Below are 26,295 nucleotides of genomic sequence, written 5' to 3'. Positions count from 1 at the left end.
CCGCTCTGATTGCACATCGGATACGACCATAGCGGCCGCCCGGGATGCGTTCGAGCAACGATTGGGCGGGCGGCGATTGACTCGGGCGGCGACTGGCCTCACATCAGGGGCCTGTCCCGGAGACCGCCATGGCCAGCGCCGCGCCGCAAGCCTCGCCTGCCGCCAATACCAAGACCCTGGTGCTCACCGGCGCCAGCCGCGGCATCGGCCACGCCACGGTCAAGCGCTTCGGCATGGCCGGCTGGCGCATCATCACCATCTCGCGCCAGCCCTTCAGCGCGCTCTGCCCGTGGCCCGGCGGCGGCCAGAACCACGTGCAGCTCGACCTCGCCGACCCGGTCGATATCGGCCGCGGCGTCGAGATGATCCGCGCCAAGCTGGGCGACGGCAAGCTCGACGCCCTGGTCAACAACGCGGCGATCTCGCCCAAGGCGCCGGGCGGCGCCCGGCTGGGTGCGGTCGACACCCCGTTCGACCTCTGGCAGCACGTCTTCAACGTCAATTTCTTCGCGCCCGTCATGCTGGCGCGCGGCCTGATCGACGAGCTCTCGGCGGCCCGGGGCTGCGTCGTCAATGTCACCTCGATCGCCGGCTCGCGCGTGCATCCCTTCGCCGGCACGGCCTATGCCACCTCCAAGGCGGCGCTCGCCGCCTTGACGCGCGAGATGGCGCATGATTTCGGCCCGCGCGGCATTCGCGTCAACGCCATCGCGCCGGGCGAGATCGACACCGCGATCCTCTCGCCTGGCACCGACAAGATCGTTGCCGAGCAGATCCCGATGCGCCGGCTGGGCACGACCGACGAGGTCGCCGACGTCATTCATTTCCTCTGCGAGTCCGGCTCGTCCTACGTCTCCGGTGCCGAGATCCAGATCAACGGCGGCCAGCACGTCTGATTGTGGGACCGCCGGCGTCAGCGGTCCTCGACGCGCCGCACGATGGCGGCGATCTCGCCGGGCGCGAATACCGGCAGCGAGCAGGCGCCGTTGGCGCAGGCGAAGGCCGCGGCCTGCGGCAGGTCGGGATACTCGACATCCGGATTGGGCATCGGCCCTTCGCGCCTGTCGATCCATTCGATCCTAAGGTAGCGCGTTGGATAGCGGCGCGCCGCGGCATACAGCGCCTGCGCCTCGGCATCGTCCTTGCGGCCCATGATGGTGACGTGCATCGGCTCGCGCGACAACTCGGCGTCGGCGATCGCCGCGCCCGGCAGCACGATGTCGTTGTCAGCCAGCGCCACAAGCCAGGCCATGCCATGGCGCGCCGCCGCGTCGAACGTATTGTCCCCGCTGTAGTGGCGCACGAGATTGAGGAAGCGTACGACGGCGACATTCTCGTCGACCTGCTTCACCGGCTTGCGCAACACGCCGATGGCACCCGGGTCGGGCTGGCGCACGACGAAGCCGCCCTCGGCGTCGCGGAACTGCATGTCGATGGCGCGCGCGGTGTCGATCGCCAGGGTCAGCCAGCGCCGTTCGCCGGTGGAACGCCATAACGCCAGCGCCGCCTCGCCGATCGACAGCGTGTCGCCGAGATGCGTGTCGTCGTCGGCCGCGCGCGCATGCCCAAACGCGCCGTTGGGCGCGCGACGGTTCGCCGCCGCCCAGTCGACGGCGCGCGTCGCGGCATCGAGGTAGCTGGCCTCGCCGGTGACGTCGTGGAGAGTCGCCAGCGCAGCGGCGGCCCAGCCGGTTTCGCGGGCATAGAGGTTGCGATCGATGGTCGGCTCGCGGCCGAGCCTGCGGCGGCCGGCATCGTCGAGCGCGTAGAACGTCTTGCCGGTGACGGTGCGATCGAGATCGGCGTCCTGGCTGACATAGAACGCGCCTTCGGGCGAGCGCATGCGCTGCATCAGCCAGCGGGCGATGTCGCGCGCGGCGGCGAGGTCGGCAGCGTTGCCGTCGATCTGCCAGGCCAGAATGTAGGCGCGGATGGCGTCGCGCTGGATGTTCAGCAGCTTCTCGTAGTGCGGCGAGGACCAGTCGAGCATGTCGGAGTACTGGTACATGCCGCCCCAGGCGGGATCGATCAGCCGGCGCGCGCCGTCGAGCGTCCTGCGCGTGACCGAAGCGTAGAAGGCGCGATCGTGGTTGCGCTTCAGCCCGCGGCCGCGATCGAGCATGAACTCCAGCGTGTCGGCGTGGATGAAGCGGTGCACGCGGCCGAAGCCGCCGTTCTCGCTGTCGAGCTGTCCGCGGACGTTCGCTTCGAGCTTGCGCCGCGTCGCCTCGTCGAGCGCATGGCGGCCGGCATCCGCCGTGGCGTCGGGGCCGGCGGCGGGCAGGGCCGACGGATCCTCGATCACCGCGGCCAGCAGCTTCACGTACAGGTCCGGCGGCAGATAGCCCTGGCGCCTGAATATCTCGTTGCCGTCCTTGTCGAACATGATGGTGGCGGGCCAGCCCCAGCTCTCGTAGCGGTAGGACAGCTCGGGATGGGAATCCTGGTCGACGCGCACCGGGATGTACTTCTCGCCGATCAGCTTCAGCACGGCGGGGTCGCGGTAGGTCGTGCCTTCCATGACGTGACACCAATGGCACCAGACGGCCGCCATGTGCAGCACGATGTAGCGGTCCTCGCGCGCGGCGCGCTCGAAGATCGCCGGCCCCCAGTCCTGCCAGCCGATGGGATGGGTCCCGGGGTCCCCGTCGGCCTGCGCCGGCGGCGCGAGCAGCAGCAGGGCGAACAGGGCCAGGACTTGCCGAAATGCGCGCATGCGATCCCCCGCGATCGTGACCGGGAGAATACGCGCGGTCGCGCCGGGCCGACCGCGCGGTCACGCGCTGTTGATCAGCCTTGCGGCGGCAGCTCCGGGAAGACCGGCAGGCCGTCGGCGAACTTCATCCACGGCAGGCGCCGGCTGTCCCAGTAGTGCAGCTGGGGCTCAATCGCCGCCGGATCGTCGAGGCTGCCGATGGTGATGTCGATCAGGCCGGGAATGAACGTCGCGGTGAAGCTGATCGGCGTGCCGCAATGCGGGCAGAAGCCGCGCTGCGCCGGCGGCGAGGAGGCGTAGGTCCTGGGCTTGTCCATGGGAAACTCGACCTGGTCCTCGCCGAACATCGCCCAGGCCACGGCCGGTGCGCCACCGGCGCGGCGGCACATCGAGCAGTGGCAGATCGCGGCGAAGACCGGCTCGCCACTGATGCGATAGCGCACGGCGCCGCACTGGCAGCCGCCTTCAAGCTTTTGCGTCGCCATCGGTTCCTCCTGAAGCAGGTGTGTCGGGTGACATTTCCTGCCGCAAGGTGACCGTGACTTCAACCTCCATGCCCTGGAAATCCTCGGCCGCGCCTTCCCACGAGCCGTTGACCGGTGAGGCCTGCTCAGGCTCGCGCACGATGGCCACGGGGATCAGCTCGGCGTCGCTCTGGAGCGCATTGGTCGGATCGAAATGCGTCCAGCCGGCGCCTGGGATGTAGACCTGCACCCAGGCGTGCGTGGCGCCGCCGCCGACGATTTCGGCGCCGCCGTCCGCCGCCGGATCGCGCGAACCGTCGTAGATGTAGCCGCTGACGAAGCGCGCGGCGAGACCAATACTGCGCGCGCCCTCCATCATCAGATAGGCAAAGTCGCGACAGGTGCCTCGCTTGCTCTCCAGCGTCTCCAGCGGGCTCTGCGTGCCATAGGCGTCGCGCGCCTGGTACTCGAAATCGGCCTTGATGGCCTCGGTCATGGCGCTGAGCACCTGCAAGGTATCGGGCAGCCCGCCGCCGTTCTCGGGCATCACGAGGAAGCCCTTGGCCCATTGGTCGATGACGTGATCCGGATCCGGCACGTGCCGTTCCTGCAGGCCGGCGAGGTCTCGGATCTCCTCGGCCGAATAGGCCAGGGGCAGCGTGCGCGCATGCTCGGCCACGAGATGCTCGACATCGACGAAGGCGAAGCGCTCGACGTCCAGCGTGCTGTCGATCGTGAGCTCGGCCGAAGGCTCGGCGAATTCGACCTGCGCCACGCTGTTGCCGAAGACGTCGTATTGCCAGACCACTGCGGCCGGCGGCGTGAGCCCGAGCGTCGCCTCGTGCAGCTTCATCTCGTGGGAATCGCGCGGGCGGATCATCAGCCGATGGCGCCCGAGGTTGACCGGCCTGGCGTAGCGGTAGGTCGTCCTGTGCCGCAGCAGGAAGCGCATGGTCAGGGCGAACGGATCTGATGCTTCATCAGTTCCTTGCCGAGCTGGCCGGTGGCGAACAGGCCGAACATCTTGTAGTCGGAGATGAGCGACCACACCGGGTAGGTGAAGGTCGCCGGCCGATTCATCTCGACGAAGAAATGCGCGAACCAGGCCGGCGCGTAGCCGAACACCGGCACGGCCAGCAGCCACCACCATTGCTGGGTGGCAACCGCCCAGACCAGCACCAGCGGCGCCAGGATCGTGCCGACGTAGTGGATGCCGCGCGTCTGCGGCCTGGCGTGCTCGCGTAGATAGAACGGCCAGAATTCGGCGTAGGTCTGCAGCTTGCCGGCCATCGCGTCCTCCCGAAGCTGATAGCCGGTTCACTAGCATAATGGCGGTGCCGCCGCGTGGTTGAGACGGCGTATTGACATGAGACAGTAGTCTCATTATAGATACATTGTATCAATATGGGAGGCGGGCAATGGTAATGACGATGACGCGCGCGGAAATGGACCGCCGAATGGACGAGCATTTCCGCTTCGAAGCCACCGACAACATCGAAGGCGTGCTGAAGACACTGGCGCCCGATGTCGAGCACGACGTGGTCGGCTGGCCGACCGGTCCGGCGCGTGGCCGCGACGCTACGAAGCCGTTCTACGATGCGCTGTTCGCCGATCTCGCCGACGGCAAGGTCGAATGCCTGCGTCGGCTCTACGGCGTGGATTTTCTGATCGATGAATCGCTGTGGAAGGGCCGCGCCCGCGGCCGGCCTTTCGGCCTGGAGGGTAGGGACCGGCCGCTGGCGTTCCGCCTCCTGCACGTCATCGAGTTTGCCGGCAATGGCGACATCAAGCGCGAAAACGTCTGGGTCGATCTCGCCGCCATCATGCAGCAGCTGCCGCAGGACTGAGATGGCGGAACGCCCCAACCAGCGCCGGCGCACGCGCAAGGACCTGCTGCAGGCGGCGGCGCGGCTGATGAAACAGGGCGGCGCGCCCGGCCTCGAGCAGATCGCCGAGGAGGCGATGGTCTCGCGCGCCACCGCCTATCGCTACTTTCCGAGCGCCGACGCACTGCTGCTTGAGGCCTCGCTCGACATCGCGTTACCCGAGGCCGATGCCATTCTTGGCAGCAATGCGCCCGCCGATCCCGTGGCGCGTCTCGATCTCGTCGAATCGACAATGAATGCCATGCTCACGGCCAATGAGCCCGGACTGCGGCGCATGTTGATCCATTCGCTGGAACGCAAGTTGCGTGGCGAGGGCAATGGTGACGCACCGGTGCGCCAGAACCGGCGTACGCCGCTAATCGATGCGGCGCTCGAGCCGGCGCGCAAGGAGTTCAAGCCAGCGGCGCTGGCCAATCTGCGGCACGCGCTGGCGCTGGTGATCGGCACCGAGGCGATGGTGGTGTTCAAGGACGTGCTGCAGGTCGACGATGCAGAGGCACGACGGGTGAAGCGCTGGGCGATCCGCGCCCTGGTGGCGGCGGCGCGCAAGGCAGATTGAGGGGACCGACAATGGATATCGCAATCCGCCCGCTCGATGGGCGCGACGTGGCCGAGGCCGACCGCATCTTCCGTGTCGCCTTCGGCACCTTCCTCGGCCTGCCCAGGCCGGAATCCTTCATGGGCGATGCCGATCTCGTGGCCACGCGATGGTGGGCGGAGCCATCGGCGGCGTTCGGCGCCTATGCCGGCGACGAGTTGGTCGGCTCGAACTTCGCCGCCAACTGGGGCAGCTTCGGCTTCTTCGGGCCCCTCACCGTGCGGCCCGCTCTGTGGGATCGCGGCATCGCCCGGCGCCTGCTCGACACGACCATGGATCTCTTCGCCCGCTGGGGGACGCGCCAGGCGGCGCTGTTCACCTTCCCCGACAGCCCCAAGCACATCGCGCTGTACGAGAAGTTCGGCTTCCGCCGCCAGGCGCTGACGCCGGTCATGGCCAAGGCGGTCGGCGGCGCTGCCGGCGGCGGGCAATGGTCGACCTTCTCGGCCATGCCGCGGCCCCTGCGGGCGCCGACCCTGGCGGCCTGCCGGGCGCTGACGGAGGCGATCTATCCCGGCCTCGACGTGACGGGCGAGATCCGCGCCGTGTGCGACCAGCGCATCGGAGACACGGTGCTGGTCCGCGAGGGCCGCGATCTGGTCGCCTTCGCGATCTGCCATCAGGGTGCCGGCAGCGAGGCCGGCTCAGGCACCACCTTCATCAAATTCGGCGCCACCCGTCCGGACCACGATGCTGTCCGGCGTTTTGACCGCCTGCTGGCGGCCTGCGAGGCTTTGGCACAAGTGAAGGGGTCCAGACAGCTCCTGGCGGGCATCAATGTAGCGCGGTCCGAGGCCTACAAGATCATGCGCCAGCATGGCTTCGAGACCACCCTGGAAGGGGTGGCGATGCACCGGCCCGACGCGCCCGGCCACAACCGGGCGGACTGCTTCGTCATCGACGACTGGCGCTGAGCCGCCGGCTTGCCAAGCCCCGGGCGCACGGCTACACCGCCGGCTCCCAATTGGAGCGTCAGGTCATGGGCTACAGGGTCGCCATCGTCGGCGCCACCGGCAACGTCGGTCGCGCCTTCCTCGACATCCTCGCCGAACGGCAATTCCCGGCGGACGAGATCGTGCCGCTGGCCTCCTCGCGCTCGGTCGGCAAGGAGGTCTCGTTCGGAGACTCGGCGAAGCTGAAGGTGCGGGACCTCGCGACCTACGACTTCAAGGGCATCGACATCGTGCTGTCCTCGCCCGGCGCCAAGGTCTCGGCCGAGAGCAGCCCGCGCGCGGCCAGGGCCGGCGCGGTGGTGATCGACAACACCTCGCATTTCCGCATGGACCCCGACGTGCCGCTGGTCGTGCCCGAAGTCAATCCGCAGGCCATCGCCGGCTGGACGAAGAAGGGCATCATCGCCAACCCCAACTGCTCGACCATCCAGATGGTGGTGGCGCTCAAGCCGCTGCACGACGCCGCGACGATCACCCGCGTGGTCGTGTCGACCTACCAGTCGGTGTCGGGCGCCGGCAAGGAAGGGCTCGACGAGCTCTTCAACCAGTCCAAGGGAGTCTTCGTCTCCAACCCGGTCGACCCGAAGAAGTTCACCAAGGCGATCGCCTTCAACGTCATCCCCCACATCGACGTCTTCATGGAGGACGGCTCGACCAAGGAAGAGTGGAAGATGGTGGTCGAGACCAAGAAGATCCTCGACCCCAGGATCAAGGTCACCGCGACCTGCGTGCGCGTGCCGGTCTTCGTCGGCCACGCCGAGGCCGTGAACATGGAGTTCGAGCGGCCGATCGACGAGACCGAGGCGCGCGCGATCCTGTCGCGCGCCAGGGGCGTGCGCGTGCTCGATCGCCGCGAGGACGGCGGCTACGTCACGCCGATCGAGATCGCCGGCGAGGACGGCGTCTTCGTCAGCCGCATCCGTACCGATGCGACGGTCGAGAACGGTCTGAACATGTGGGTGGTCAGCGACAACGTGCGCAAGGGCGCGGCGCTCAACGCCATCGAGATCGCCGAGCATCTCATCAAGGGCCAGATGCTGCGCAAGGCGGCGTAGCCGTCAATCACCCTTCCCCGGAAGGGGAAGGTGACCGCAGGGCGGATGGGGGATGTCGAAGACGAACACCGGAGTCCGTCTTCGACATTCCCCATCCATCGCGTTGCGCGCACCACCTTCCCCCTCCGGGGGAAGGTAGATATCGTGCGATATGTCTTCCTCTCCGGCCGACTTCTCGCCGCGCGGCATTGCCCCCATAGCGACTGTCCCCTCGCTGCCGGCGGCGCCGAAGTCCGCCGCTCAACAGCAGCCGCAGCGTGGTCCGGCCGCGCCGGATGACATCAAGCGCTGGCTGCGCGACGCCTTCGAGAAGCAGAGGAAGGACGACCTCGACGGCGCGATGGCGGATTACCGCCGGGTGCTGGCGGTGCAGCCGACCAACCGCGTCGCCTGGGGCAATCTTGGCGTTGTCTACCGCAAGGCCAAGCGGCCCGACATGGCGGTGGCCTGCTACACGCGCGCGCTGGAGGGCGACGAGAATGACGCCGGCGTGCAGGGCAATCTCGGCAACGCCTACAAGGATCTCGAGCGCTTCGAGGAATCGTGGGCGGCGCATCAGCGCGCCATCGCGCTCGATCCCATGTCGACCGGCCTGCTGCACAATTACGGCGTGGCGCTCTCCGAAGGCGGCATGCCGCTGGAAGCGCGCCGCGTCTTCGATCGCGTGCTGGAGATGGACGATGGCCATGTCGACACGCATTGGGACCGCGCCATCTGCTCGCTGCGGCTGGGCGATTTCAGCCGCCAGGCGTGGGACGACTATGAATGGCGCTGGAAGCTGCAGGAGCTCGGCAGCTATGTCTCGCCGACATCGGCTCCGATCTGGCGCGGCGAGAAGCTCGAGGGCCGCACCCTCCTGGTCTATTCCGAGCAGGGCTTCGGCGACACGCTCTTCGCCCTGCGCTATCTGCCCAGGCTCAAGGGCCTCGACGGCAAGGTGATCCTGCGCTGCCAGCCCGACCTGATGCGGCTGGTGAGGGACGTCGAGGGCTGCCACGAGCTGGCCTCGACCAAGGACAAGGTACCGCCGCACGACCTGGCGATGCCGATCATGAGCCTGCTCGGCCGCTACACGCGCTCGATCGACGACATCCCGCCACCGGTCAGGCTGACAATCCCCGCCAGCGCCGGCGCCAGGGCGCTGCCGCGCATCGCCGCTGCGGGCTCGAAATTCAAGGTCGGCATCGTCTGGTCGGGCAGCGTCACCTTCCGCGGCAACCTCAGGCGGGCGGTGACCCTGGACCGCTTCATGCGCTTCGCCGAGGTGCCAGGGGTGCAGCTGTTCAGCCTGCAGAAGGGGCCGCCGTTCGAGGAGTACCGCAAGCTCGCGCCGCATCCGCTGATCGTCGATCTCGGCTCGACCTTCGACGATTTCGCCGACACCGCCGCCGCGCTCCGCCAACTCGACCTGGTGCTGATGACCGATTCCTCGGTGGCGCATCTTGCCGGCAGCCTCGGCGTGCCGATCTGGGATCTGGTGAACTTCAACACCTACTGGATCTACTTCATGGATCGAGACGACTCGCCCTGGTACCCCTCGATGCGCCTGTTCCGGCAGAAGAAGCCGGGCGACTGGGACGAGGTCTTCGAGCGCGCGGCCCAGGAACTGGCCCGCCATGTGGCCGAGGTCCGGCGGGCCTGAGTGGAAATTCCTCGCCGAATCCATTGGAATAGGGTGTAACCTTAGCGTGCCACTTCGGCTCTTGCCGGAAAGAACCCTGCCCCGTGAAGGACAACTCGGCCCTGGAGAACGGTGACGCCGACATCTCGTTGGCCGAGCAGCCGATCGCGCTGTTTCGCACCGAGGACGAGAGCTTCCACCAGCAGATGCGGCTGGCGGCGGCGGCGCATCGCGCCGGCCGGCTCGACGAGGCGATCAGTTCCTACCTGCGCCTGCTGGCGGCCAAGCCCTACAATTCCGAGCTGCACAACAACCTCGGCGTGGCGCTGCGCCTGATCGGCAAGCTTGACGCTGCCGTCGCCCATCACCGCCAGTCGCTCGAGCTCGACCCCGACAACCCGGCGCTGCACTCCAACCTCGGCAACGCCCTGCGCGTCGCCAACCGCACCCGCGAGGCGGTGCGCCATCACCTGCAGGCGGTGGCACTGAAGCCCGACTACGCCGAGGGCTTCTTCAATCTCGGCCTCTGCCTGCGCGATCTGGGCCGCGCCGACGAGGCGCTGGCCTGCCTGTCCAAGGCGCTGGCGCTCAGCCCGCAGAACAAGCGCGCGCGCGTCGAAATCGCCATCACCCGGCTGACGCAGGGCGACCTCGTGCGCGGCTTCTCCGAGTACGAGTGGCGCAAGCAGCTCGACGATGTGCCGGCGCCGGAGTTCCGCCAGCCGGCCTGGACCGGCGACGATCCGGCCGGCAAGCGCATCCTTCTCTATCCCGAGCAGGGCCTGGCCGATGTGCTGATGTTCGTGCGCTACGCGCGCGAGCTGAAGCGGCGCGGCGCCACGGTGCTGGTGCTCTGCCAGGCGCTGCTCAAGGAACTGCTGACGCGGCTCGACTATCTCGATGGCGTGGTCGCCGAGGGCGAGCAGCTGCCGGAGTTCGACCTGCACGCCTCGTTGCTGTCGCTGCCGCATCTGTGCGGCGTCGACGTGCCGGCGGCGATGTCGACGGAGCCCTATCTGCTGCCGCCGGAGCGCGGGCGCATCAAGCTCGGGCGCCTGCCGCGCGCCAAACTGCGTGCCGGCATCTACTGGGCGGCGATGCCCGGCCAGGCGCTCGATCGCCAGCGATCGGTGCCGTTCGCGCAATTCATGGCGCTGGCCGGCGATCCCGAGCTGCTGTTCTTCTCGCTGCAGGGCGGCACGCACCAGAAGGACATCCTGGCGCACGGCGCCAGCGGCCTGGTACACGATGTCGGCCGCGGCATCTTCGATTTCGCCGAGGCGGCCAGCGCCCTGGAGCAGCTCGACCTCCTGATCACCATCGACGCGCCGATCGCTCATCTCGGCGCCGGCATGGGCATGCCGACCTGGCTGCTGCTGCCCACGGTGCAGGACTGGCGCTGGCAGCAGCGCCGCGAGGACAGCCCTTGGTATCCCAGCCTGCGCATCTTCCGCCAGACCACGCCGGGCGACTGGGATCCGGTGTTCGCCCGCGTCGCGGCGGAGATCGAAGCGCTGAAAAAGGCTGCTCCCACGTCGTCCTGAGCGCAGCGAAGGACCTCGCGGTGGTCCGATCGAATGCGGGCGGCGCCGCGGACCATCCGGCGCCGCAAGTCCTTGACCGCTCGATCGCGAGGTCCTTCGCTGTGCTCAGGACGACGCGGCCTGCTCAGACCGGCGTGAAATCGGGCGGCGGGTAGTAGGGCTTGGCGCCCAGCGCCTGGACCCGCTGCCAGAAGACCGGGCCACTGGCCTTGCCGACCTCCTCGAGATCGGCCGCCTGGCGCCACATGTTCCACGAATCGGGATGCAGCCGGCTGGCCTCGCCCAGATGCCGGTCGGCCTCCGCCGCGCGGCCCTGCGCGCGCAGCCAGACGCCGAGCCTGAAATGCGCGTGCGCCTCGGCGATCTGCGGCGTGTTGGCCGGCAGGCGCCTGCGCGCGGCGTCGGCCGGCAGCGCGTGCTTGCCCGTTGTCGCCCAGGCCTTCACCGCGTCGAGATAGGCGGCGCGCGCGGCGTTGCGCGCCGCCTGGTCCTCCGGCGCCATGGTGCGCGTCTTCAGGTCCATGCGGCGGAAATGGTCGGTCGAGCCTGTCGTCTCCGGCGGCCGCACGATGCGGCCCCGCTCGTCGATCCACACCGATTGCGGCACGTTGACCATGCCGTAGAGATCGGCGACGCGATGATCGGTGTCGATCAGGCACCAGTACTCGGCCTTCGCGTGCTCGATCCATTGCCGGGCGTGCTCCGCACCGCGGCTCTCCTCGGCGATGGCCACGACCATCGTGCCGGTGCCTCTGATCTCTTCGTACAGTTGCTGCCACACGGGCAAGTCGAACCTGCAGCCTCACCAACTGGCCCAGGTGGCGAGGAACACCTTCCTGCCGCGCAGCGAGGAGAGCGTGTGCGGCGTGCCCGCGAGATCGGGCAGGGTGAAGTCGGGCGCCTCCAGCTCCTCCAGCGCGGCGCGACGCGCCTCGACGCCGGTGCCCAGTATCCAGACATCGCCCGACTCGCTGGACAGCACGGGATTTCCGAGATGGCGCCAGAAGGCGGCGAGATCGACGCGGCCGTCATTCGCCGTGCCGGCCGGCAACGGCACGCAGATCTCGTCGCGGCACATGCCCTCGGGCTTGAGCGTCCAACCGGTCGCGCGCTCGGCGTCGGCGGTGCTGACCTTGAGGCCGTCGCGCGCGTCGACCTGGGCGTCGCCGCGGTCGGTGAGAATGGTTGTCATGATGGGGCACCTCCTGTTGCGGCGGACGCTAGCGCGACGGCCGAGATCGGCGAAAGCCTCCAGCCTCACATTGCCGTGAACCGCTTCGCCCGTATCGGTGCACTCCACCCGCGTCGTCCTGAGCGCAGCGAAGGACCTCGCGATGGTGCGAAGGGAAACTGCGCTTGAAGGTGGCCGCGATACCGCGAGGTCCTTCGCTGCGCTCAGGACGACGGGAAAGCTCAGTTCAAACCCAGCGTATCGCCGAACCAGCGCCAGTTGATCGGCAGGAGCGACAGCGTCGCGGCGACGCCGAAGCCGGCGAGCGCGATGCCGGAGACGCGGTTGAGCCAGATCAGGCCGCCGCCCGTGAACCAGACGCGCGCAACCCAGGCGATGCCGCAGAGCGACGTCCACCAGGCGAAGGCGCCGACGAAGACGGCGGCGATCAGCACCAGTGCCGCCGTCAGGTCGCTGCCGACATTGCTCAGGCCGCGGCTGGCGAAGACGGCGCCGAAGGCCATCACGGTGAGCGGATTGAACACGGTGATGAAGAAGCTCGAGCTCATGAAGCGCGCGGTCGTGAGATAGGGATGCGCGCGGTCGGCGGCGACCGGATCGCCGACGCTCGGCGGGCGATGGGTGATGTAGGACCAGCCCATCACGCACAGCACCACGCCGCCAACGCCGCGGATCCACGCCTCGTTGCGCACGATGAAGTCGTTGACGAAGGTCAGGCCGAAGGCGGCGGCGGCGCCGAACAGCGTGTCGCCCAGCGACGCGCCGATGCCGGTGACCACGCCGGCGACAATGCTGGTCGAGATGGTGCGGCGGATACAGAGGATGGCGGCGGGACCGACCGGCACGGCGATGAGGAAGCCGATGATCGCGCCCTCGATGAAGAGCAGCAGGGGCTCGAGTCCCAGTCCCGACACGCGCCGCGCCTCAGGCGTCCAGCTGCACGGCGCTGAAGCGCCGCGGCGACGACACCAGCATGTCCTGCGCCGTCACCAGCCGCAGCTCGCGGTCGCCCGAGGCCAGGGTCGCCTCGAGCACGGCGTAGATCGAGGCCGCGACCTCCTCCAGTGCACGCCCGACGTCGCGATGGGCGTGCCAATGCGCGAGGAACAGCGCCGCCACCGCGTCACCGGTACCGTTGGGCGCGATCGGGAAGGCGAGCTCGGGCGTCGATACCAGCCACGCGGCCTCGTGCGTCAGCGCCAGCATCTCGACGGTTCCCGCGGGCGCATCGCTGCGCCGTAGGCTGGTCACCAGCAGGATCGAGGGATGCGGCCCGGCGCGCATCAGGCTGCGCGCCGCCGACATTGTGTCCTTGAGGGTCGAGACTTTGCGGCCGCTGAGCCATTCGAGCTCGAAATGATTGGGCGTCAGGATGTCGCTCAGCGCCACGATGCGGTCGCGGAAGAACTCGGGAATGCCGGGCCGCACATAGACCTGGCGATCGATGTCGCCGATCACCGGATCGCAGCACCATACGGCGCGCGGATTGGCCGCACGCACCATCGCCACCGCCTCGAGCACGACCTCGCCCAGGGCGGCGTCGCCCATGTAGCCGGTGAGGATCGCATCGCAGCTCGAGAGGGCGCCGCGCTCGGCGATGCCGGCGATCACGTCGCGCACCTGCTCGGGCGCGGCGACCCGGCCCTTCCAGGCGCCGTAGCCGGTGTGGTTCGAGAACTCGACCGTGTTCACGGCCCAGACCTCATGGCCCAACCGTTGCAAGGGGAAAGTCGCGGCGCGGTTGCCGACATAACCATAGGCAACGTGGGACTGGATCGATAGGACGCGCATCACCGTCGGCCGGCGATGGCATTGCCCGGCCCCCGTCGATATATAGTCTCCCTCGCCCAGAGCGGGGAGAAGATTTCACGACGATGACAGCGACAGTCCGCCCGCGCCGCAGCGTGCTCTACATGCCCGGCGCCAATACCCGTGCGCTGGAGAAGGCCCGCAGCTTGCCGGCCGACGCGCTGATCTTCGACCTTGAAGATGCGGTCGCGCCCGACGCCAAGGAGGCCGCGCGCGCCAACGTCGTGGCGGCGGCGAAGAGCCGGGCCTATGGCAGGCGCGAGATCGTCATTCGTTGCAACAGTCTCGGCACCGAATGGGGCCGCGCCGATGTCGCGGCGATCGCCGCCTCGGGGGCCGATGCCATCCTGGTGCCGAAGCTCGAAATCGCCGCCGACGTCGCCAACGTCGTCGCCCTGCTCGACGCCGCCGGCGCGCCTTCGTCGATGGCTGTGTGGGGCATGATGGAGACCCCGCGCGGCATCCTCAGGGCCGAGGAGATCGCCGGCGCCTCGCCGCGCCTGGCCTGCCTGATCATGGGCACCAACGATCTGGTGAAGGACCTGCGCGCGCAGCACACGCCTGTGCGGCTGCCGATGGTGGTGCCGCTGGGCCTCACCCTGCTCGCCGCGCGCGCCAACGGGCTGGCGATCCTCGATGGCGTCTACAACGACATCCAGGACATCGAGGGCTTCAAGGCGTCGTGCCGGCAGGGGCTGGAGTTCGGCTTCGACGGCAAGACGCTGATCCACCCGACCCAGGTCCAGCCCTGCAACGAGATCTTCGCGCCCAGCGCCACCGAGCTGGCGATGGCCGAGAGGATCGTCGCCGGCTTCGAGAAGGCGCGCGCCGAGGGCAAGGGCGTGGTCACGGTCGACGGCCGCATGATCGAGAACCTGCATGTCGAGCAGGCTCAGCGCCAGCTTGCGCTGGCGGCAGCGATCCAGGAACTCGCGGCGTAGCTTGACGCTCGCCGGACTTGGGGCGAGCTGTTCGTGTGGCCATCCAGGGCGTGCGCATGCATTATCTCGAGCGGGGGTGGGACTGCGGGAGGCTTCGATCATGCGGTACCTTGGTGAGCGTGAAGTCGGCTTTGATCCGTCCGGCCTCGGCTTTCCCAGCCTCGATGGCTGCCAGGCGATCGTCTATCAGACGGACAATGGCCTATTCGGCTACCACAATTTCGGCGGCGCCGACTCCGTGTCGTGGCCGGAGCGTTCGGCGGCCTTCGGCAGCTTTGTCAACGAGCACTTCATGCGCGCCAAGGGACGCGTCCTCTACGGCGTGTGCTATGTCACGACGGCGCGGGGCTACGGCAACAAGAACACCCAGCAAAAGTGGAAGGGCGAGCTGAAGTCGTTCGCCGACGCGGTGGGATTTGACGGGCCGATCTGGGGCTACAATCTCTCCAATTCCGGCGTCGCGCCCGGCGCCTACGTCGAACTGCGCAAGAACGGCAACGGCTGCGACATCTGGGCCAAGCACTGGAGCGATGCCGATCGCACCAAGGGCACGAACACCGGGCCGATGTATCACAAGATCATCATGCGCCGGCAAAAGCCGGACGGCTCGGGCTACGACACCAAGGTCGAGTCTCAGAACCTGCAGATCGCGACCCACGTCAACCCCGCGGGGATGACCCAGTTCCAGCCCGAGCGGCTGCGCAAGTAGCGCGGACTTCGCGCGGGTCGCTGTGGAAAGGGGCTACGCCAGGCCGTGACTTACGCGGCTGACGCCGCTATAGGCTGAAGCCAACGCCGCGCCCGACGGCGGGTCAGGGAAGCATCGCCCGAGCACAACCAGCGCCGTCTCGTCGAGGCGGCGCCGACCCGTGCAGGCGACCATGTCCCGCAACGCCCCGGCCAAGACCAACCCCGGCAACTATTTCGAGGACTTCACGCTGGGCCAGGAGCTGGCACACGCCACGCCGCGCACCGTGACCGAAGGCGACGTCTCGCTCTACACCGCGCTCTACGGCACGCGCTTTGCCGTCCAGTCCGCCGATGCCTTCGCGCAGTCGGTCGGCCTGCCTGGCGCGCCGGTCGACGACCTCCTGGTCTTCCACATCGTCTTCGGCAAGACCGTGCCCGACGTCTCGCTTAACGCCGTGGCTAATCTCGGCTACGCCGAATGCCGCTTCGGCGTGCCGGTCTATCCCGGCGATACGCTTATGGCGCGCTCCACGGTGATCGGCCTGCGCGAGAACAGCAACCGCGAGAGCGGCGTGGTCTATGTGCGCTCCGAGGGCGTCAACCAGGCCGGCGAGACGGTGCTGGACTACGTGCGCTGGGTGATGGTGCGCAAGCGCGACAAGGATGTCCCCGTCGCGGCGGCCAGCGTGCCGAAGCTCGCGACTTCGGTCGCCGCCAACGATCTCGTGGTGCCGGACGAGCTCTCGCTCGAGGGCTATGACGCGACGCTTGCCGGCTCGCCACATCGCTGGTGCGACTACGCCATCGGCGAGCGCATCGACCATGTCGACGGCATGACCATCGAGGAGGCCGAGCACATGACGGCGACGCGCCTCTACCAGAACACGGCGAAGGTTCACTTCGACCAGCGCCTTGCGGCTGGCTCGCGCTTCGGCCGGCGGCTGATCTATGGCGGCCACGTGATCTCGATGGCGCGCGCGCTGTCGTTCAACGGCCTGGCCAATGCCTTCAAGATCGCCGCGATCAACGCCGGCAGCCACACCAACCCGACCCTGGCGGGCGACACGATCTATGCCTGGTCGGAGGTGGTCGAGAAGGCCGAACTCGAGGGCCGCGACGACGTGGGCGCGCTGCGCCTGCGCACCCGGGCGGTGAAGAACGCCGATGCCGCGTCCTTTCCCGACAAGGGCGCCGACGGCAGGGCCGATCCGTCGGTCGTGCTCGATCTCGACTACTGGACGCTGATGCCGCGCTGATATGCTCTAACGGTCGCCGCGGCCGCCCTGGTCACGCTTCGTCCTGCGCCGGCGCTCCTGCGCCCTCGGGCGGCCGGCGTCGTCGCTCTCGACAAATGATGCGCCCAGCGCATGGCGGCGCACGTAGCGCTTGTCCGTGCCGGCGTCGATCAACTCGCGACGCGCGGCGCGACGCTTGGCAACGACCTTGCGGCGCGCGATCTTCTTGGCGACCTTCTTCGACACTTTCTTCCTGGCAGCCTTCTTCCTCGCGGCCTTCTTCACCGCGCGCTTCCGCGCCGACTTCGCGAGGTTCACCGCGCGCCGCTTCGCGGCCTTCTCCTTCGCGGTTGGTGCGAGCTTCTTCCCTACCGCCTTCTTCCCTACCGCCTTCTTGCCTGCCGCCATGTCGTATCCCTCCCTGTTCAACAAGGGCAGAACGAAAAGTGTGCACCGATGTTCCTGGCGCGCGAAGCCCGTGTAGCGGAGATTTGCCAGTATCCGAGGCGATCATGGGCGAGCTCGTTGTCGTCGGCTTCGACAATCCGCACGATGCCGATTGCTCACGGGGAGGTCATCGCCTGCACTTTCAGCCACTCGACGAAGTCGCGCACGGCGGGGCGGCGCATGTGGTTCTGCGGCGCGACCGCCCAGTAGCTCCATTCGGCCGGCCATTCCTGCTCGAGCACGCGCACCAGACGGCCGCGCGCGAGATGCTCGTGCACCATCGGGCCGCGGCCCAGCGCGACACCCTGGCCGTCGATCGCTGCCGACAGGAGCACCATCGAGTCGTTGAAGAACAGGCCGGTCGACGCGGCAGCGGGCGACAGGCCTTCGCGCGCGAACCACGCCTGCCAGCTCATCCAGGGCTGGCGTGGATGGGCATCGGTGTCGTGCAGCAGGGTGTGGCGCTGAAGATCGGCGAAGCCGCGCAACGGGCGCTGTCCGTAGGCCAACGCCGGACTGCACACTGGGAATACGGTCTCGCCCATCAGGCGGTGTGCCACCAGATCGCGGAACGGGCCGCCGGCGAAGCGGATGGCGAGGTCGACATCCTCGCGGGTGAAGTCCACCAGCAGGCGCTCGGCACGCACATGCAGCTCGATGCCCGGCAGGTCGACGCGCAGACCACGCAGGCGCGGCACCAGCCAGGCGGCGGCCAGCGAGGGCAACAGACTCACCGCCACGCGCGTGCGCTTGCGTCGCTCGCCCAACGACTCGCCGACGGCGGCCAGCCGGTCGAAGGCGTCGGTCAGCCCCGGCAGCAGGGCGGCCCCCTCGCTGGTGAGCGTCACGCCCTGGGCGCGGCGGTGGAAAAGCTTCACGCCCATCCGGGCCTCGAGCAGGCGAACCTGCTCGCTCACCGCCGAAGGCGTGACCGCGAGCTCCTCGGCCGCCCTCGCGATGGCGCCGTGGCGGGCGGCGGCCTCGAAGGCGCGCAGGGCGTTGAGCGGCGGCAGGCGGCGCGGCATCGGTATAGGATAGGAAATTCCGATGCTCGGCGACAGGCCTTCCTGTTTGTATTCAACAACTGCGGGAACGAGATTGACGTTGCGACAGGAGATTCCGATGCTGACGCTCTACGACTATCTCGATTCCGGCAACGGCTACAAGGTGCGCCTGCTGCTGGCGCAGCTCGGCATGCCCTATGAGCTGGTCGAGCTCGACATCATGCAGGGCGCCACGCGCACGCCCGAGTTCCTGGCCAAGAACCCCAACGGGCGCATCCCGACCCTGGAACTCGGGGACGGCACGTTCCTCGCCGAGTCCAACGCCATCGTCTGGTACCTCGCCGAGGGCACGAAATTCGTGCCGTCCGACCGCCTGGGCCGGGCGAAGGCGCTGCACTGGATGTTCTTCGAGCAGTACAGCCACGAGCCCTACGTGGCGACGCCGCGCTTCATCCTGCGCCATCTGCCTGCCGACCATCCGCGTCGGGCCGAGCTGCCGGCGCGCCAGGCGCAGGGCAGGGCGGCGCTGGGTGTGATGGAGGGCCATCTGGCCCGCCATGACTTCCTCGCCGGCGCCTACTCGATCGCCGACATCGCGCTCTACGCCTACACCCATCGGGCCGGCGAGGCCGGCATCGACCTCGGCCCGTTCCCGGCGGTGCGCGCATGGCTGGCGCGGGTGGTCAGCCAGCCGGGCTACGTGGCGATGCTGCCGTAACCACCGTAGGGGTGAAAACTGAGTTCCGGACGGGTTGCGGCACGATGTGACTGTCGCGCCGACGCGGCGCCCGACCCATCCGCTGGAGCCATTGCCAACCATAGTAGTTGTCGCAACCGGCCGTCCGACGGACCGCAGAGCGACCCCGGGTTCGTCCGCGCAACGGACCCTTTCGTTGACTTGCCAAGGCCAAGGCGTACATTGCCCCGCGTCGGCCGGATCCCACGCTGAATCGAACGATCCGCGCGGTCCGGCGCCATGGTTTTCGGGGACGGCATGAGTTCAGCCAACCGCTCGGCGCGACCACTCTCGCCGCATCTGCAGGTCTACAAGCCGCAGCTCACGTCGGTCCTGTCGATCACCCATCGCGGCACCGGCATCGCGCTCTCGGTGGGCATCGTCTATCTGGTGGCCTGGCTGTGCGCGGCCTCCTCGGCGAGCGGGACCTACGCCATCTTCGCCTGGTTCAACGGCTCGGTGGTCGGCCGCATTTGCCTGTTCGGCTGGACCTTCTGCCTGTTCTTCCATCTCTTCAACGGCATCCGGCACCTGTTCTGGGACGCCGGCTACGGCTTCGAGCTGAAGACCGCGTACAATTCCGGCTGGGCCGTCGTGGGCGGGTCCGTGGTGGCGACAGTCGGCGCCTGGCTGCTGGCCTACGCGGTGAGGTGATCCCGATGGCCGACCTCCGCTCCCCCGTCGCCCGCGTCCGCGGTCTGGGTTCCGCCAAATCTGGCACCCAGCACTGGTGGCACCAGCGCGTCTCCGCCGTCGCGCTGATCCTGCTGACCAGCTGGTTCGCCGTGTCGCTGATTCTCAACGCCCCGGCCGACCAGGCGCATGTGCGCGCCTGGGTGTCCTCGCCGGTGACCATGGTCATGCTGATCGCGACCATCCTGTTCGGCCTGTGGCACGCGGCGCTGGGCATGCAGGTGGTGATCGAGGACTACGTCCACAGCGAGGGCATGAAGATCGGCCTGATCCTGCTCATCAAGTGCGGCGCGGCCGTGCTGGCGGTGGCGGCCGTGGTCGCCCTGTTCCGCATGGCTTTCGGAGGTTAGTGCGATGCCCCTCGACGAGGCCAACAAGCCGGCCGGCACGCCGGGCACCGTCACGATCGGCGATCGCGCCTACACGGTCGTCGACCACGTCTACGACGTGGTGGTGGTCGGCGCCGGCGGCGCCGGCCTGCGCGCCACCTTCGGAATCGCGGCCAAGGGCCTGAAGACCGCCTGCATCACCAAGGTGTTCCCGACGCGCAGCCACACCGTGGCGGCGCAGGGCGGCATCTCGGCGGCGCTGGGCAACATGGGCCAGGACGACTGGCGCTGGCACATGTACGACACCGTGAAGGGTTCGGACTGGCTCGGCGACCAGGACGCCATCGAGTACATGTGCCGCGAGGCGATTCCCGCGATCATCGAGCTCGAGCATTACGGCGTGCCGTTCAGCCGCACGCCCGAGGGCAAGATCTACCAGCGCCCGTTCGGCGGCATGACCACCGAGTTCGGCAAGGGCATCGCCCAGCGCACCTGCGCTGCGGCCGACCGCACCGGCCATGCCATCCTGCACACGCTCTATCAGCAGTCGCTGCGCAATCATGCCGAGTTCTTCATCGAGTACTTCGCGCTCGACCTGATCATGGACGAGGGCGTCTGCCGCGGCGTGATGGCCTGGAACCTCGACGACGGCACGATCCATCGCTTCCGTGCCCACATGGTGGTGCTGGCGACCGGCGGCTACGGCCGCGCCTACCAGACCGCGACCTCGGCCCATACCTGCACCGGCGACGGCGGCGGCATGGCGCTGCGCGCCGGCCTGCCGGTCGAGGACATGGAGTTCATCCAGTTCCACCCCACCGGCGTCTATGGCGCGGGCTGCCTGATCACCGAGGGCGTGCGCGGCGAGGGCGGCTACGTCACCAATGCCAACGGCGAGCGCTTCATGGAGCGCTACGCGCCGTCGGCCAAGGATCTCGCCTCGCGCGACGTCGTCTCGCGCTCGATGACCATCGAGATCCGCGAGGGCCGCGGCTGCGGGCCGAAGGGCGAGTACATCGACCTGCACATCGAGCATCTCGATCCCAAGGTGATCCACGAGCGCCTGCCGGGCATCGCCGAGACCGCACGCATCTTCGCCGGCGTCGACGTCACCAAGCAGCCGATCCCGATCCTGCCGACCTGCCACTACAACATGGGCGGCATCCCGACGAACTTCCGCTGCGAGGTCGTCACCATCAAGGACGGCGATCCCAACCATGTCGTGCCCGGCCTGATGGCGATCGGCGAGGCGGCCTGCGTGTCGGTGCACGGCGCCAATCGGCTCGGCTCCAACTCGCTGCTCGACCTCGTGGTCTTCGGCCGCTCGGCCGCGATCCGCGCCGGCGAGGTGGTGCAGGCCGGCGCCGCGCACAAGCCGCTGGCCAACGCCGGCGAGCACGCCATCGCGCGCCTCGACCGCCTGCGCCACGCCAAGGGCGGCACGCCCACGGCGCAGCTGCGCGACGTCATGCAGAAGGCGATGCAGAACGACTGCGCCGTGTTCCGCATGCAGCAATCGATGGACGAAGGCTGCGCCAAGCTCGACAAGGTGTTCGGCGGCAAGCCCGACATCTCGGTCAAGGACCGCTCGCTGATCTGGAACTCCGACCTCGTCGAGACGCTGGAGTTCGAGAACCTGCTGCTGCAGGCGCAGGCGACGATCCGCTCGGCCGCCAACCGCCGGGAAAGCCGCGGCGCGCACGCGCGCGAGGACTTCGCCGAGCGCGACGACGAGAACTGGCTGAAGCACACGGTCATCTGGGTCGAGGACAACGGCAAGACTCGCATCGACTACCGGCCAGTGAAGCTGCAGCCGATGTCCAACGACGTGCAGTCGTTCCCGCCCAAGGCACGCGTGTACTGAGCAGCGCGGACATAAGAGGAAGAGATGGCCGAGTTCGCCCTGCCCGCCAATTCGAAGATCCGCAAGGATGGCGATACCTACAAGGCGCCCGCCGATGCCAAGAACGTCAAGGCGTTCAGGGTCTATCGCTGGAGCCCCGACGACGGCAAGAACCCGCGCTGGGACACCTACGAGATCGATCTCGCCGATTGCGGGCCGATGGTTCTCGACGCGCTGATCAAGATCAAGAACGAGGTCGATCCTTCGCTTACCTTCCGCCGGTCCTGCCGCGAGGGCGTGTGCGGCTCCTGCTCGATGAACATCGACGGTACCAACACTCTGGCCTGCACCAAGTTCATCGACGAGGTGAAGGGCGACATCAGGATCGCGCCGCTGCCGCACATGCCGGTGGTCAAGGACCTGGTGCCGGACCTCAGCGTCGCCTACGCCCAGCTCGCCTCGATCGAGCCGTGGCTGAAGAACGACACGCCGGCGCCCGAGCGCGAACGGCTGCAGTCACCGGAGGAGCGCGCAAGGCTCGACGGGCTGTGGGAGTGCATCCTGTGCTTCTCCTGCACCACGAGCTGCCCGAGCTACTGGTGGAACGGCGAGCGCTATCTCGGGCCGGCGGTGCTGCTGCAGGCCTATCGCTGGATCGTGGATTCACGCGATGAAGCCACGGGAGAGCGGCTCGACCAGCTCGAGGATCCGTTCCGCCTCTATCGCTGCCACACCATCATGAACTGCACCAAGACCTGCCCGAAGAGCCTGAACCCGGCAAAGGCGATCGCCGAGATCAAGAAGATGCTGGTCGAGCGGGCAGTGTAGAGGGCGGCGTCAGCGGCCGGCGGCCGCGCACTTGGTCTGGCACTGCTTCACCAGCGCGTCGATGCGGGCGCGCTGCGACTCGGGATAGTAGTCCCACTCGTCCTTGACGCAGTCCTTCACGCGAAAGGTGACCTCGCCGATGATCGAGATGAAGCGCTGCGGCTCGGGCGCGCAGGCGTTGTCGGTCGTCGGCACCACGTAGGTCTGCGGTCCCTGCGGGGTGTCGTACCGGATGGCGTGCGGCATCCCGGCCGAGCCGCCCGACGCCGAGGTCGGCTCTCCCGACCCGCCTCCGCCGCGTGGCTCGCACGCGCCGATCGCCAACGCGATCGCAAGACATGTGAGAACTCTGTTCATTTGATGTGGCCCCAACAATCGTCCGGAAGGAGCCCCATGCGCCGGCCCTCCACCAACAATATATTACATTAATCCTGTCAAATGAACCCCTTGCCCGGCGAGCGGTTGTCGCAGGCCGGCAGTGAATTCGGCTGCATTCACGACAAAATGGGCCCATGCTCACATTGGTCATGACCACGGGGGAGACCTGATGGGTACCGGCGGCTGGATTTTCCTGGGCGTCATCGTCGCCCTCGTGGCCTGGGCGATCAGCGCCTACAACCGCATGATCGCGGCCAGGAACCAGGTCGACAATGGCTGGTCGCAGATCGACGTGCAGCTCAAGCGCCGCCACGACCTGATCCCCAACCTGGTGCAGGTGGTGAAGGACGCGATGGGCTACGAGCAGGAGACGCTCAGGGCGGTGATCGAGGCGCGCAACACGGCGATGTCGGCCAAGGGACCGGCCGAGATCTCGCAGGCCGAGAACGCGCTCACCATCGCCACCGGCAGGCTGTTCGCGCTGGCCGAGGCCTATCCCGATCTCAAGGCCACCACCAACATCGGCCAGCTGCAGGAGGAACTGACAGCGACCGAGAACAAGATCTCCTTCGCGCGCCAGTTCTACAACGACAGCGTCATGGCCTTTAACAACGCGCTGCAGATGTTCCCCAACAACCTGATCGCGCGCCAGTTCGCCTTCACGCCGCGCGAGTACTTCGAGGTGCCGGAAACCGAGAAGGCGGTGCCGCAGGTCAAGCTGCGCTAGGCCCGGCGTGGTCGACATGGCGCCAGCGGCGGCGGCCGGCACCGACTTCTTCGCCGCGCAGCGGGCCAACCAGCGCGCCACGAACATCCTGTTGGCGACGCTGACGCTGCTGGCCGGCGGCCTGGGCTATCTCGCCGGCTGGGCGCTGGAGGCCAACCATGCGGCGCCGGCCTCGTATGCCGCGCCGCGCAGCATCTGGTTCTTCAGCGCCTGGGGCCTGTGGAGTGCGCTTGCCGTCGCCGCGGTGAGCCTGGGCTGGAGCTGGATCTCGCTGCGCTGGGGCGATCGCATGGTGCTGGCGATGACCGGCGGCAACGAGGTCAGCAAGGAACAGGAGCCGCGGCTGCACAACATCGTCGAGGAGTTGGCGATCGCCGCCGGTCGCCGGCCACCGCGCGTCTATGTCGTGGAGACCGACGCGCTCAATGCCTTCGCCACCGGCACGTCCGAGCAGAACGCCGCGATCGGCGTGACGCGCGGGCTGCTCAAGGCGCTCAACCGCGAGGAGCTGCAGGGCGTTATCGGCCACGAGATGGGCCACGTCGCCAATCTCGACACACGCTACATGACCATCGTCGGCGTCACGGTCGGGCTGATTGCGCTGATCGCCGACCTGATCCTGCGCGGCACGCGGTGGGGCATCGGCGGACGGCGGCGGTCCGACAGCAAGGGCGGCGGCGGCGCGGCGATCCTGCTGCTGATACTCCTCGTCGTCGCGCTGCTGGCGCCGCTGGCGGCCAACCTGGTGCGCATGGCGGTGTCGCGCCAGCGCGAATATCTCGCCGACGCCACCTCGGTGCGCTTCACGCGCAATCCTGCCGGCCTGCTCTCGGCCCTGAGGAAGATCGATACCGGGGCCAACAGCTTCCCCGGCGTCAGCAAGGCTACCGAGCACCTTTTCATCATCAACCCGGTCCACAAGATGACCGCGCGGACCTCGGCGCTGATGGCGACCCACCCCGACACCGCCGCCCGGATCGAACGGCTGCTGAACCTGGGCATCGGATAGGGCTTGCATTCAGTCGAATTCTGTATACAGAATTCAGTTATGCCCTTGGATCGTCTCGCCGCACCGCCGGACCTCGCCCAGCGCGTCTATGACGCCCTGTCCGATGCGATCGGCTCTGGCGCGCTGGCACCGGGCGAGCGGGTGACCCAGGAGGGCCTGGCCGAGCGCTTCGGCGTGTCGCGCCAGCCGGTGCTGCAGGCCCTGCTGTTGCTGAAGCGCCAGGGGCTGATCGTCGATGCCGGGCGCAAGGGCGTCATGGTGGCACCGCTCGATCCGGCCCATGTGCGCCGGCTCTATGAGGTGCGCGCCGCGCTCGACGGAGCCGCCTGCCGGTTGGCGGCGCGACGCATGGACGATGATCTCAAGGCACGCGGGCGCGCGCTGCTGGCGGCCGGCGACAAGGCGATGGCGGCGGACGATCCGGCAGCGATGATCGCGGCCGACATCGACTTCCACCTGTTCCTCTATGAAGCCTCGGGCAATCCGCTGTTCGCCGAGACGGCGGCGCCGCACTGGCGGCATCTGCGGCGGGTGATGGGCGCGGTGCTGCGCGGCCACGAAGCCTACGCGACCGTGTGGCGAGAGCACGGCGCGATCCTCGCGGCGCTGATCGCAGGCGACGGCGAGCGCGCCGCGCAGCTCGCCACGTCGCATGCCTTTGACGCCGCGACGCGGCTCGCGGGCCCACTCGAAACCGCTGAAGAATCCACGGGAGCGAAACCATGAAACTGACAGCCGAGCAGCTCAGGCAGTTCGACGAAGAGGGCTACCTCTTCTTTCCCGACTATTTCCCGGCGGAGGAGATGGCGATCCTCAAGGGCGAGGTGCCCGGCATCCTGGCGCAGCGTCGCGAGGAGAACGTACGGGAGAAGACCGGCGACGTGGTGCGCACCGCCTTCGCCGTGCACACCTACAACCGCGTCTTCGAGGCGCTGATCCATCATCCGCGCTTCGTCGAGCCGGCTGAGCAGATGCTGCGTGACCGCACCTACATCCACCAGTTCAAGCTCAACGGAAAGGCCGCCTTCGACGGCGACGTCTGGCAGTGGCACCAGGACTACGGCACCTGGAAGGCCGACGACGACATGCCCGAGGCGTGTGCCATGAACCTCGCGGTCTTCCTCGACGAGGTCAACGAGTTCAACGGCCCGCTGTGGTTCATCCCGAAATCCCACAAGAAGGGCGCGATCGAGGCCAAGCACGACCTCACCACGACGTCCTATCCGTTGTGGGTGATCGACAACGACACCATCGCCAAGCTGGTGCAGCAGGGCGGCATCGTGGCGCCCAAGGGCGGCCCGGGCTCGGCGATCTTCTTCCACGGCACGCTGGTGCACGGCAGCCCGCCCAACATGTCGCCGTGGGATCGCCAGATCGTCTATGTCACCTACAACGCGGTCTCCAACGCCATCCGCCGCTTCAAGCGCCCGGCCCACATCGCCCATCGCGACTTCACGCCGATCGACGCCTGGAGCGAGGATTGCGTCTTCCAGGCCGCCACGCGGCGCGCTGCGGAGTAGGTGTATGTTCCCTTCTCCCCGCGAAGGCGGGGAGAAGGTGCCCGAAGGGCGGATGAGGGGCTTCGCGGAGGCCCAAT

The 26,295-nt window shown here is 68.1% G+C and carries 30 protein-coding genes; 19 read left to right on the top strand and 11 right to left on the bottom strand.

Annotated features, from left to right (window positions below):
• The first annotated feature begins 128 nt into the window (after positions 1-128).
• A complete protein-coding gene (locus KF889_07030) occupies positions 129-896 on the top strand; it encodes an SDR family oxidoreductase (protein ID MBX3499183.1) in 768 nt (255 codons plus the stop codon).
• 17 nt (positions 897-913) lie between these two features.
• Here KF889_07030 and KF889_07025 read toward each other — a convergent pair whose 3' ends face one another.
• The 4 genes from KF889_07025 to KF889_07010 all read right to left on the bottom strand — a co-directional run bounded on the left by KF889_07025 (position 914) and on the right by KF889_07010 (position 4,470).
• The gene (locus KF889_07025) at positions 914-2,716 is read right to left on the bottom strand and encodes a thioredoxin domain-containing protein (GenBank protein ID MBX3499182.1); all 1,803 of its coding nucleotides are present in this window, start codon (positions 2,714-2,716) and stop codon (positions 914-916) included.
• Positions 2,717-2,790: 74 nt separating this feature from the next.
• Complete coding sequence (locus KF889_07020) at positions 2,791-3,201, bottom strand: GFA family protein (protein ID MBX3499181.1); 411 nt, start codon at positions 3,199-3,201, stop codon at positions 2,791-2,793.
• Positions 3,182-4,132 carry a transglutaminase family protein gene (locus KF889_07015; protein MBX3499180.1) on the bottom strand — a complete coding sequence of 317 codons (951 nt, stop codon included), beginning with the start codon at positions 4,130-4,132 and terminating at the stop codon, positions 3,182-3,184. Before KF889_07015 ends, KF889_07020 begins: the two co-directional genes overlap by 20 nt.
• A gap of 2 nt (positions 4,133-4,134) precedes the next feature.
• On the bottom strand, positions 4,135-4,470 hold the full coding sequence (locus tag KF889_07010) for a DUF962 domain-containing protein (GenBank protein MBX3499179.1): 336 nt from the start codon (positions 4,468-4,470) through the stop codon (positions 4,135-4,137).
• A gap of 134 nt (positions 4,471-4,604) precedes the next feature.
• Between KF889_07010 and KF889_07005 the strand changes: the two genes are divergently transcribed.
• The 6 genes from KF889_07005 (at position 4,605) to KF889_06980 (ending at position 10,837) form a co-directional block, all read left to right on the top strand.
• Positions 4,605-5,027 (top strand): ester cyclase, encoded by a 423-nt coding sequence (locus tag KF889_07005; protein ID MBX3499178.1) that lies wholly within the window; start codon positions 4,605-4,607, stop codon positions 5,025-5,027.
• Between the two features lies 1 nt (position 5,028).
• Positions 5,029-5,625 carry a TetR/AcrR family transcriptional regulator gene (locus KF889_07000; protein MBX3499177.1) on the top strand — a complete coding sequence of 199 codons (597 nt, stop codon included), beginning with the start codon at positions 5,029-5,031 and terminating at the stop codon, positions 5,623-5,625.
• 11 nt (positions 5,626-5,636) lie between these two features.
• The gene (locus KF889_06995; GenBank protein MBX3499176.1) at positions 5,637-6,578 is read left to right on the top strand and encodes a GNAT family N-acetyltransferase; all 942 of its coding nucleotides are present in this window, start codon (positions 5,637-5,639) and stop codon (positions 6,576-6,578) included.
• 65 nt (positions 6,579-6,643) lie between these two features.
• Positions 6,644-7,672, top strand: a complete 1,029-nt coding sequence (locus tag KF889_06990) for an aspartate-semialdehyde dehydrogenase (GenBank protein MBX3499175.1) — start codon at positions 6,644-6,646, stop codon at positions 7,670-7,672.
• 151 nt (positions 7,673-7,823) lie between these two features.
• Positions 7,824-9,314 carry a tetratricopeptide repeat protein gene (locus KF889_06985; GenBank protein ID MBX3499174.1) on the top strand — a complete coding sequence of 497 codons (1,491 nt, stop codon included), beginning with the start codon at positions 7,824-7,826 and terminating at the stop codon, positions 9,312-9,314.
• Positions 9,315-9,397: 83 nt separating this feature from the next.
• Positions 9,398-10,837 (top strand): tetratricopeptide repeat protein, encoded by a 1,440-nt coding sequence (locus KF889_06980; protein MBX3499173.1) that lies wholly within the window; start codon positions 9,398-9,400, stop codon positions 10,835-10,837.
• 124 nt (positions 10,838-10,961) lie between these two features.
• Here KF889_06980 and KF889_06975 read toward each other — a convergent pair whose 3' ends face one another.
• From KF889_06975 to pdxY, 4 genes are all read right to left on the bottom strand, one after another.
• Entirely contained in the window at positions 10,962-11,618 is a 657-nt protein-coding gene (locus KF889_06975) for a redoxin domain-containing protein (protein ID MBX3499172.1), read from the bottom strand.
• Positions 11,619-11,639: 21 nt separating this feature from the next.
• On the bottom strand, positions 11,640-12,029 hold the full coding sequence (locus KF889_06970) for a hypothetical protein (protein ID MBX3499171.1): 390 nt from the start codon (positions 12,027-12,029) through the stop codon (positions 11,640-11,642).
• A 221-nt stretch (positions 12,030-12,250) separates the two neighbouring features.
• Positions 12,251-12,943, bottom strand: a complete 693-nt coding sequence (locus KF889_06965) for a LysE family transporter (GenBank protein MBX3499170.1) — start codon at positions 12,941-12,943, stop codon at positions 12,251-12,253.
• A 10-nt stretch (positions 12,944-12,953) separates the two neighbouring features.
• A complete protein-coding gene (gene pdxY, locus KF889_06960) occupies positions 12,954-13,820 on the bottom strand; it encodes a pyridoxal kinase PdxY (protein MBX3499169.1) in 867 nt (288 codons plus the stop codon).
• 83 nt (positions 13,821-13,903) lie between these two features.
• Between pdxY and KF889_06955 the strand changes: the two genes are divergently transcribed.
• The 3 genes from KF889_06955 (at position 13,904) to KF889_06945 (ending at position 16,725) form a co-directional block, all read left to right on the top strand.
• Complete coding sequence (locus tag KF889_06955) at positions 13,904-14,779, top strand: CoA ester lyase (GenBank protein ID MBX3499168.1); 876 nt, start codon at positions 13,904-13,906, stop codon at positions 14,777-14,779.
• Between the two features lie 100 nt (positions 14,780-14,879).
• A complete protein-coding gene (locus KF889_06950) occupies positions 14,880-15,488 on the top strand; it encodes a hypothetical protein (protein MBX3499167.1) in 609 nt (202 codons plus the stop codon).
• 172 nt (positions 15,489-15,660) lie between these two features.
• Positions 15,661-16,725, top strand: coding sequence for a MaoC family dehydratase (locus KF889_06945; GenBank protein ID MBX3499166.1), 1,065 nt, complete (start codon positions 15,661-15,663; stop codon positions 16,723-16,725).
• A 6-nt stretch (positions 16,726-16,731) separates the two neighbouring features.
• On the opposite strand, the gene KF889_06940 is transcribed toward KF889_06945, so the two are convergent.
• Together KF889_06940 and gcvA are read right to left on the bottom strand one after the other, a co-directional pair.
• Positions 16,732-16,926, bottom strand: a complete 195-nt coding sequence (locus tag KF889_06940; GenBank protein ID MBX3499165.1) for a hypothetical protein — start codon at positions 16,924-16,926, stop codon at positions 16,732-16,734.
• Positions 16,927-17,267: 341 nt separating this feature from the next.
• A complete protein-coding gene (gene gcvA / locus KF889_06935) occupies positions 17,268-18,176 on the bottom strand; it encodes a transcriptional regulator GcvA (GenBank protein MBX3499164.1) in 909 nt (302 codons plus the stop codon).
• 97 nt (positions 18,177-18,273) lie between these two features.
• Between gcvA and KF889_06930 the strand changes: the two genes are divergently transcribed.
• The 5 genes from KF889_06930 to KF889_06910 all read left to right on the top strand — a co-directional run bounded on the left by KF889_06930 (position 18,274) and on the right by KF889_06910 (position 22,584).
• Complete coding sequence (locus KF889_06930) at positions 18,274-18,873, top strand: glutathione S-transferase family protein (GenBank protein ID MBX3499163.1); 600 nt, start codon at positions 18,274-18,276, stop codon at positions 18,871-18,873.
• Positions 18,874-19,149: 276 nt separating this feature from the next.
• Complete coding sequence (gene sdhC / locus KF889_06925; protein ID MBX3499162.1) at positions 19,150-19,545, top strand: succinate dehydrogenase, cytochrome b556 subunit; 396 nt, start codon at positions 19,150-19,152, stop codon at positions 19,543-19,545.
• A 5-nt stretch (positions 19,546-19,550) separates the two neighbouring features.
• Positions 19,551-19,934, top strand: coding sequence for a succinate dehydrogenase, hydrophobic membrane anchor protein (gene sdhD / locus KF889_06920; GenBank protein MBX3499161.1), 384 nt, complete (start codon positions 19,551-19,553; stop codon positions 19,932-19,934).
• Between the two features lie 4 nt (positions 19,935-19,938).
• Positions 19,939-21,777, top strand: coding sequence for a succinate dehydrogenase flavoprotein subunit (locus KF889_06915; GenBank protein ID MBX3499160.1), 1,839 nt, complete (start codon positions 19,939-19,941; stop codon positions 21,775-21,777).
• A gap of 24 nt (positions 21,778-21,801) precedes the next feature.
• On the top strand, positions 21,802-22,584 hold the full coding sequence (locus tag KF889_06910; protein ID MBX3499159.1) for a succinate dehydrogenase iron-sulfur subunit: 783 nt from the start codon (positions 21,802-21,804) through the stop codon (positions 22,582-22,584).
• A gap of 9 nt (positions 22,585-22,593) precedes the next feature.
• Here the strand turns inward: KF889_06910 and KF889_06905 are convergent, their stop codons facing one another.
• Complete coding sequence (locus tag KF889_06905) at positions 22,594-22,830, bottom strand: hypothetical protein (GenBank protein MBX3499158.1); 237 nt, start codon at positions 22,828-22,830, stop codon at positions 22,594-22,596.
• 301 nt (positions 22,831-23,131) lie between these two features.
• On the opposite strand from KF889_06905, the gene KF889_06900 reads away from it, so the two are divergent.
• Genes KF889_06900 through KF889_06885 form a run of 4 tightly spaced genes read left to right on the top strand, consistent with a single transcriptional unit; the run spans position 23,132 to position 26,218 of the window.
• Positions 23,132-23,689: a LemA family protein gene (locus KF889_06900; GenBank protein ID MBX3499157.1), complete on the top strand. Its 558-nt coding sequence runs from the start codon at positions 23,132-23,134 to the stop codon at positions 23,687-23,689.
• A gap of 16 nt (positions 23,690-23,705) precedes the next feature.
• Positions 23,706-24,698, top strand: a complete 993-nt coding sequence (locus KF889_06895) for a M48 family metallopeptidase (protein MBX3499156.1) — start codon at positions 23,706-23,708, stop codon at positions 24,696-24,698.
• 45 nt (positions 24,699-24,743) lie between these two features.
• Positions 24,744-25,424: a GntR family transcriptional regulator gene (locus KF889_06890; protein MBX3499155.1), complete on the top strand. Its 681-nt coding sequence runs from the start codon at positions 24,744-24,746 to the stop codon at positions 25,422-25,424.
• Positions 25,421-26,218, top strand: a complete 798-nt coding sequence (locus tag KF889_06885; GenBank protein MBX3499154.1) for a phytanoyl-CoA dioxygenase family protein — start codon at positions 25,421-25,423, stop codon at positions 26,216-26,218. The genes KF889_06890 and KF889_06885 overlap by 4 nt, the downstream gene beginning before the upstream one ends.
• Positions 26,219-26,295: the final 77 nt, after the last annotated feature.

It is taken from the genome of Alphaproteobacteria bacterium (assembly GCA_019635875.1).
Lineage (GTDB): Bacteria > Pseudomonadota > Alphaproteobacteria > Reyranellales > Reyranellaceae > JAFAZJ01.
The sequence above is the reverse complement of the archived record's forward strand: the minus strand, read 5'-3'. Positions and strand labels throughout refer to the sequence as shown.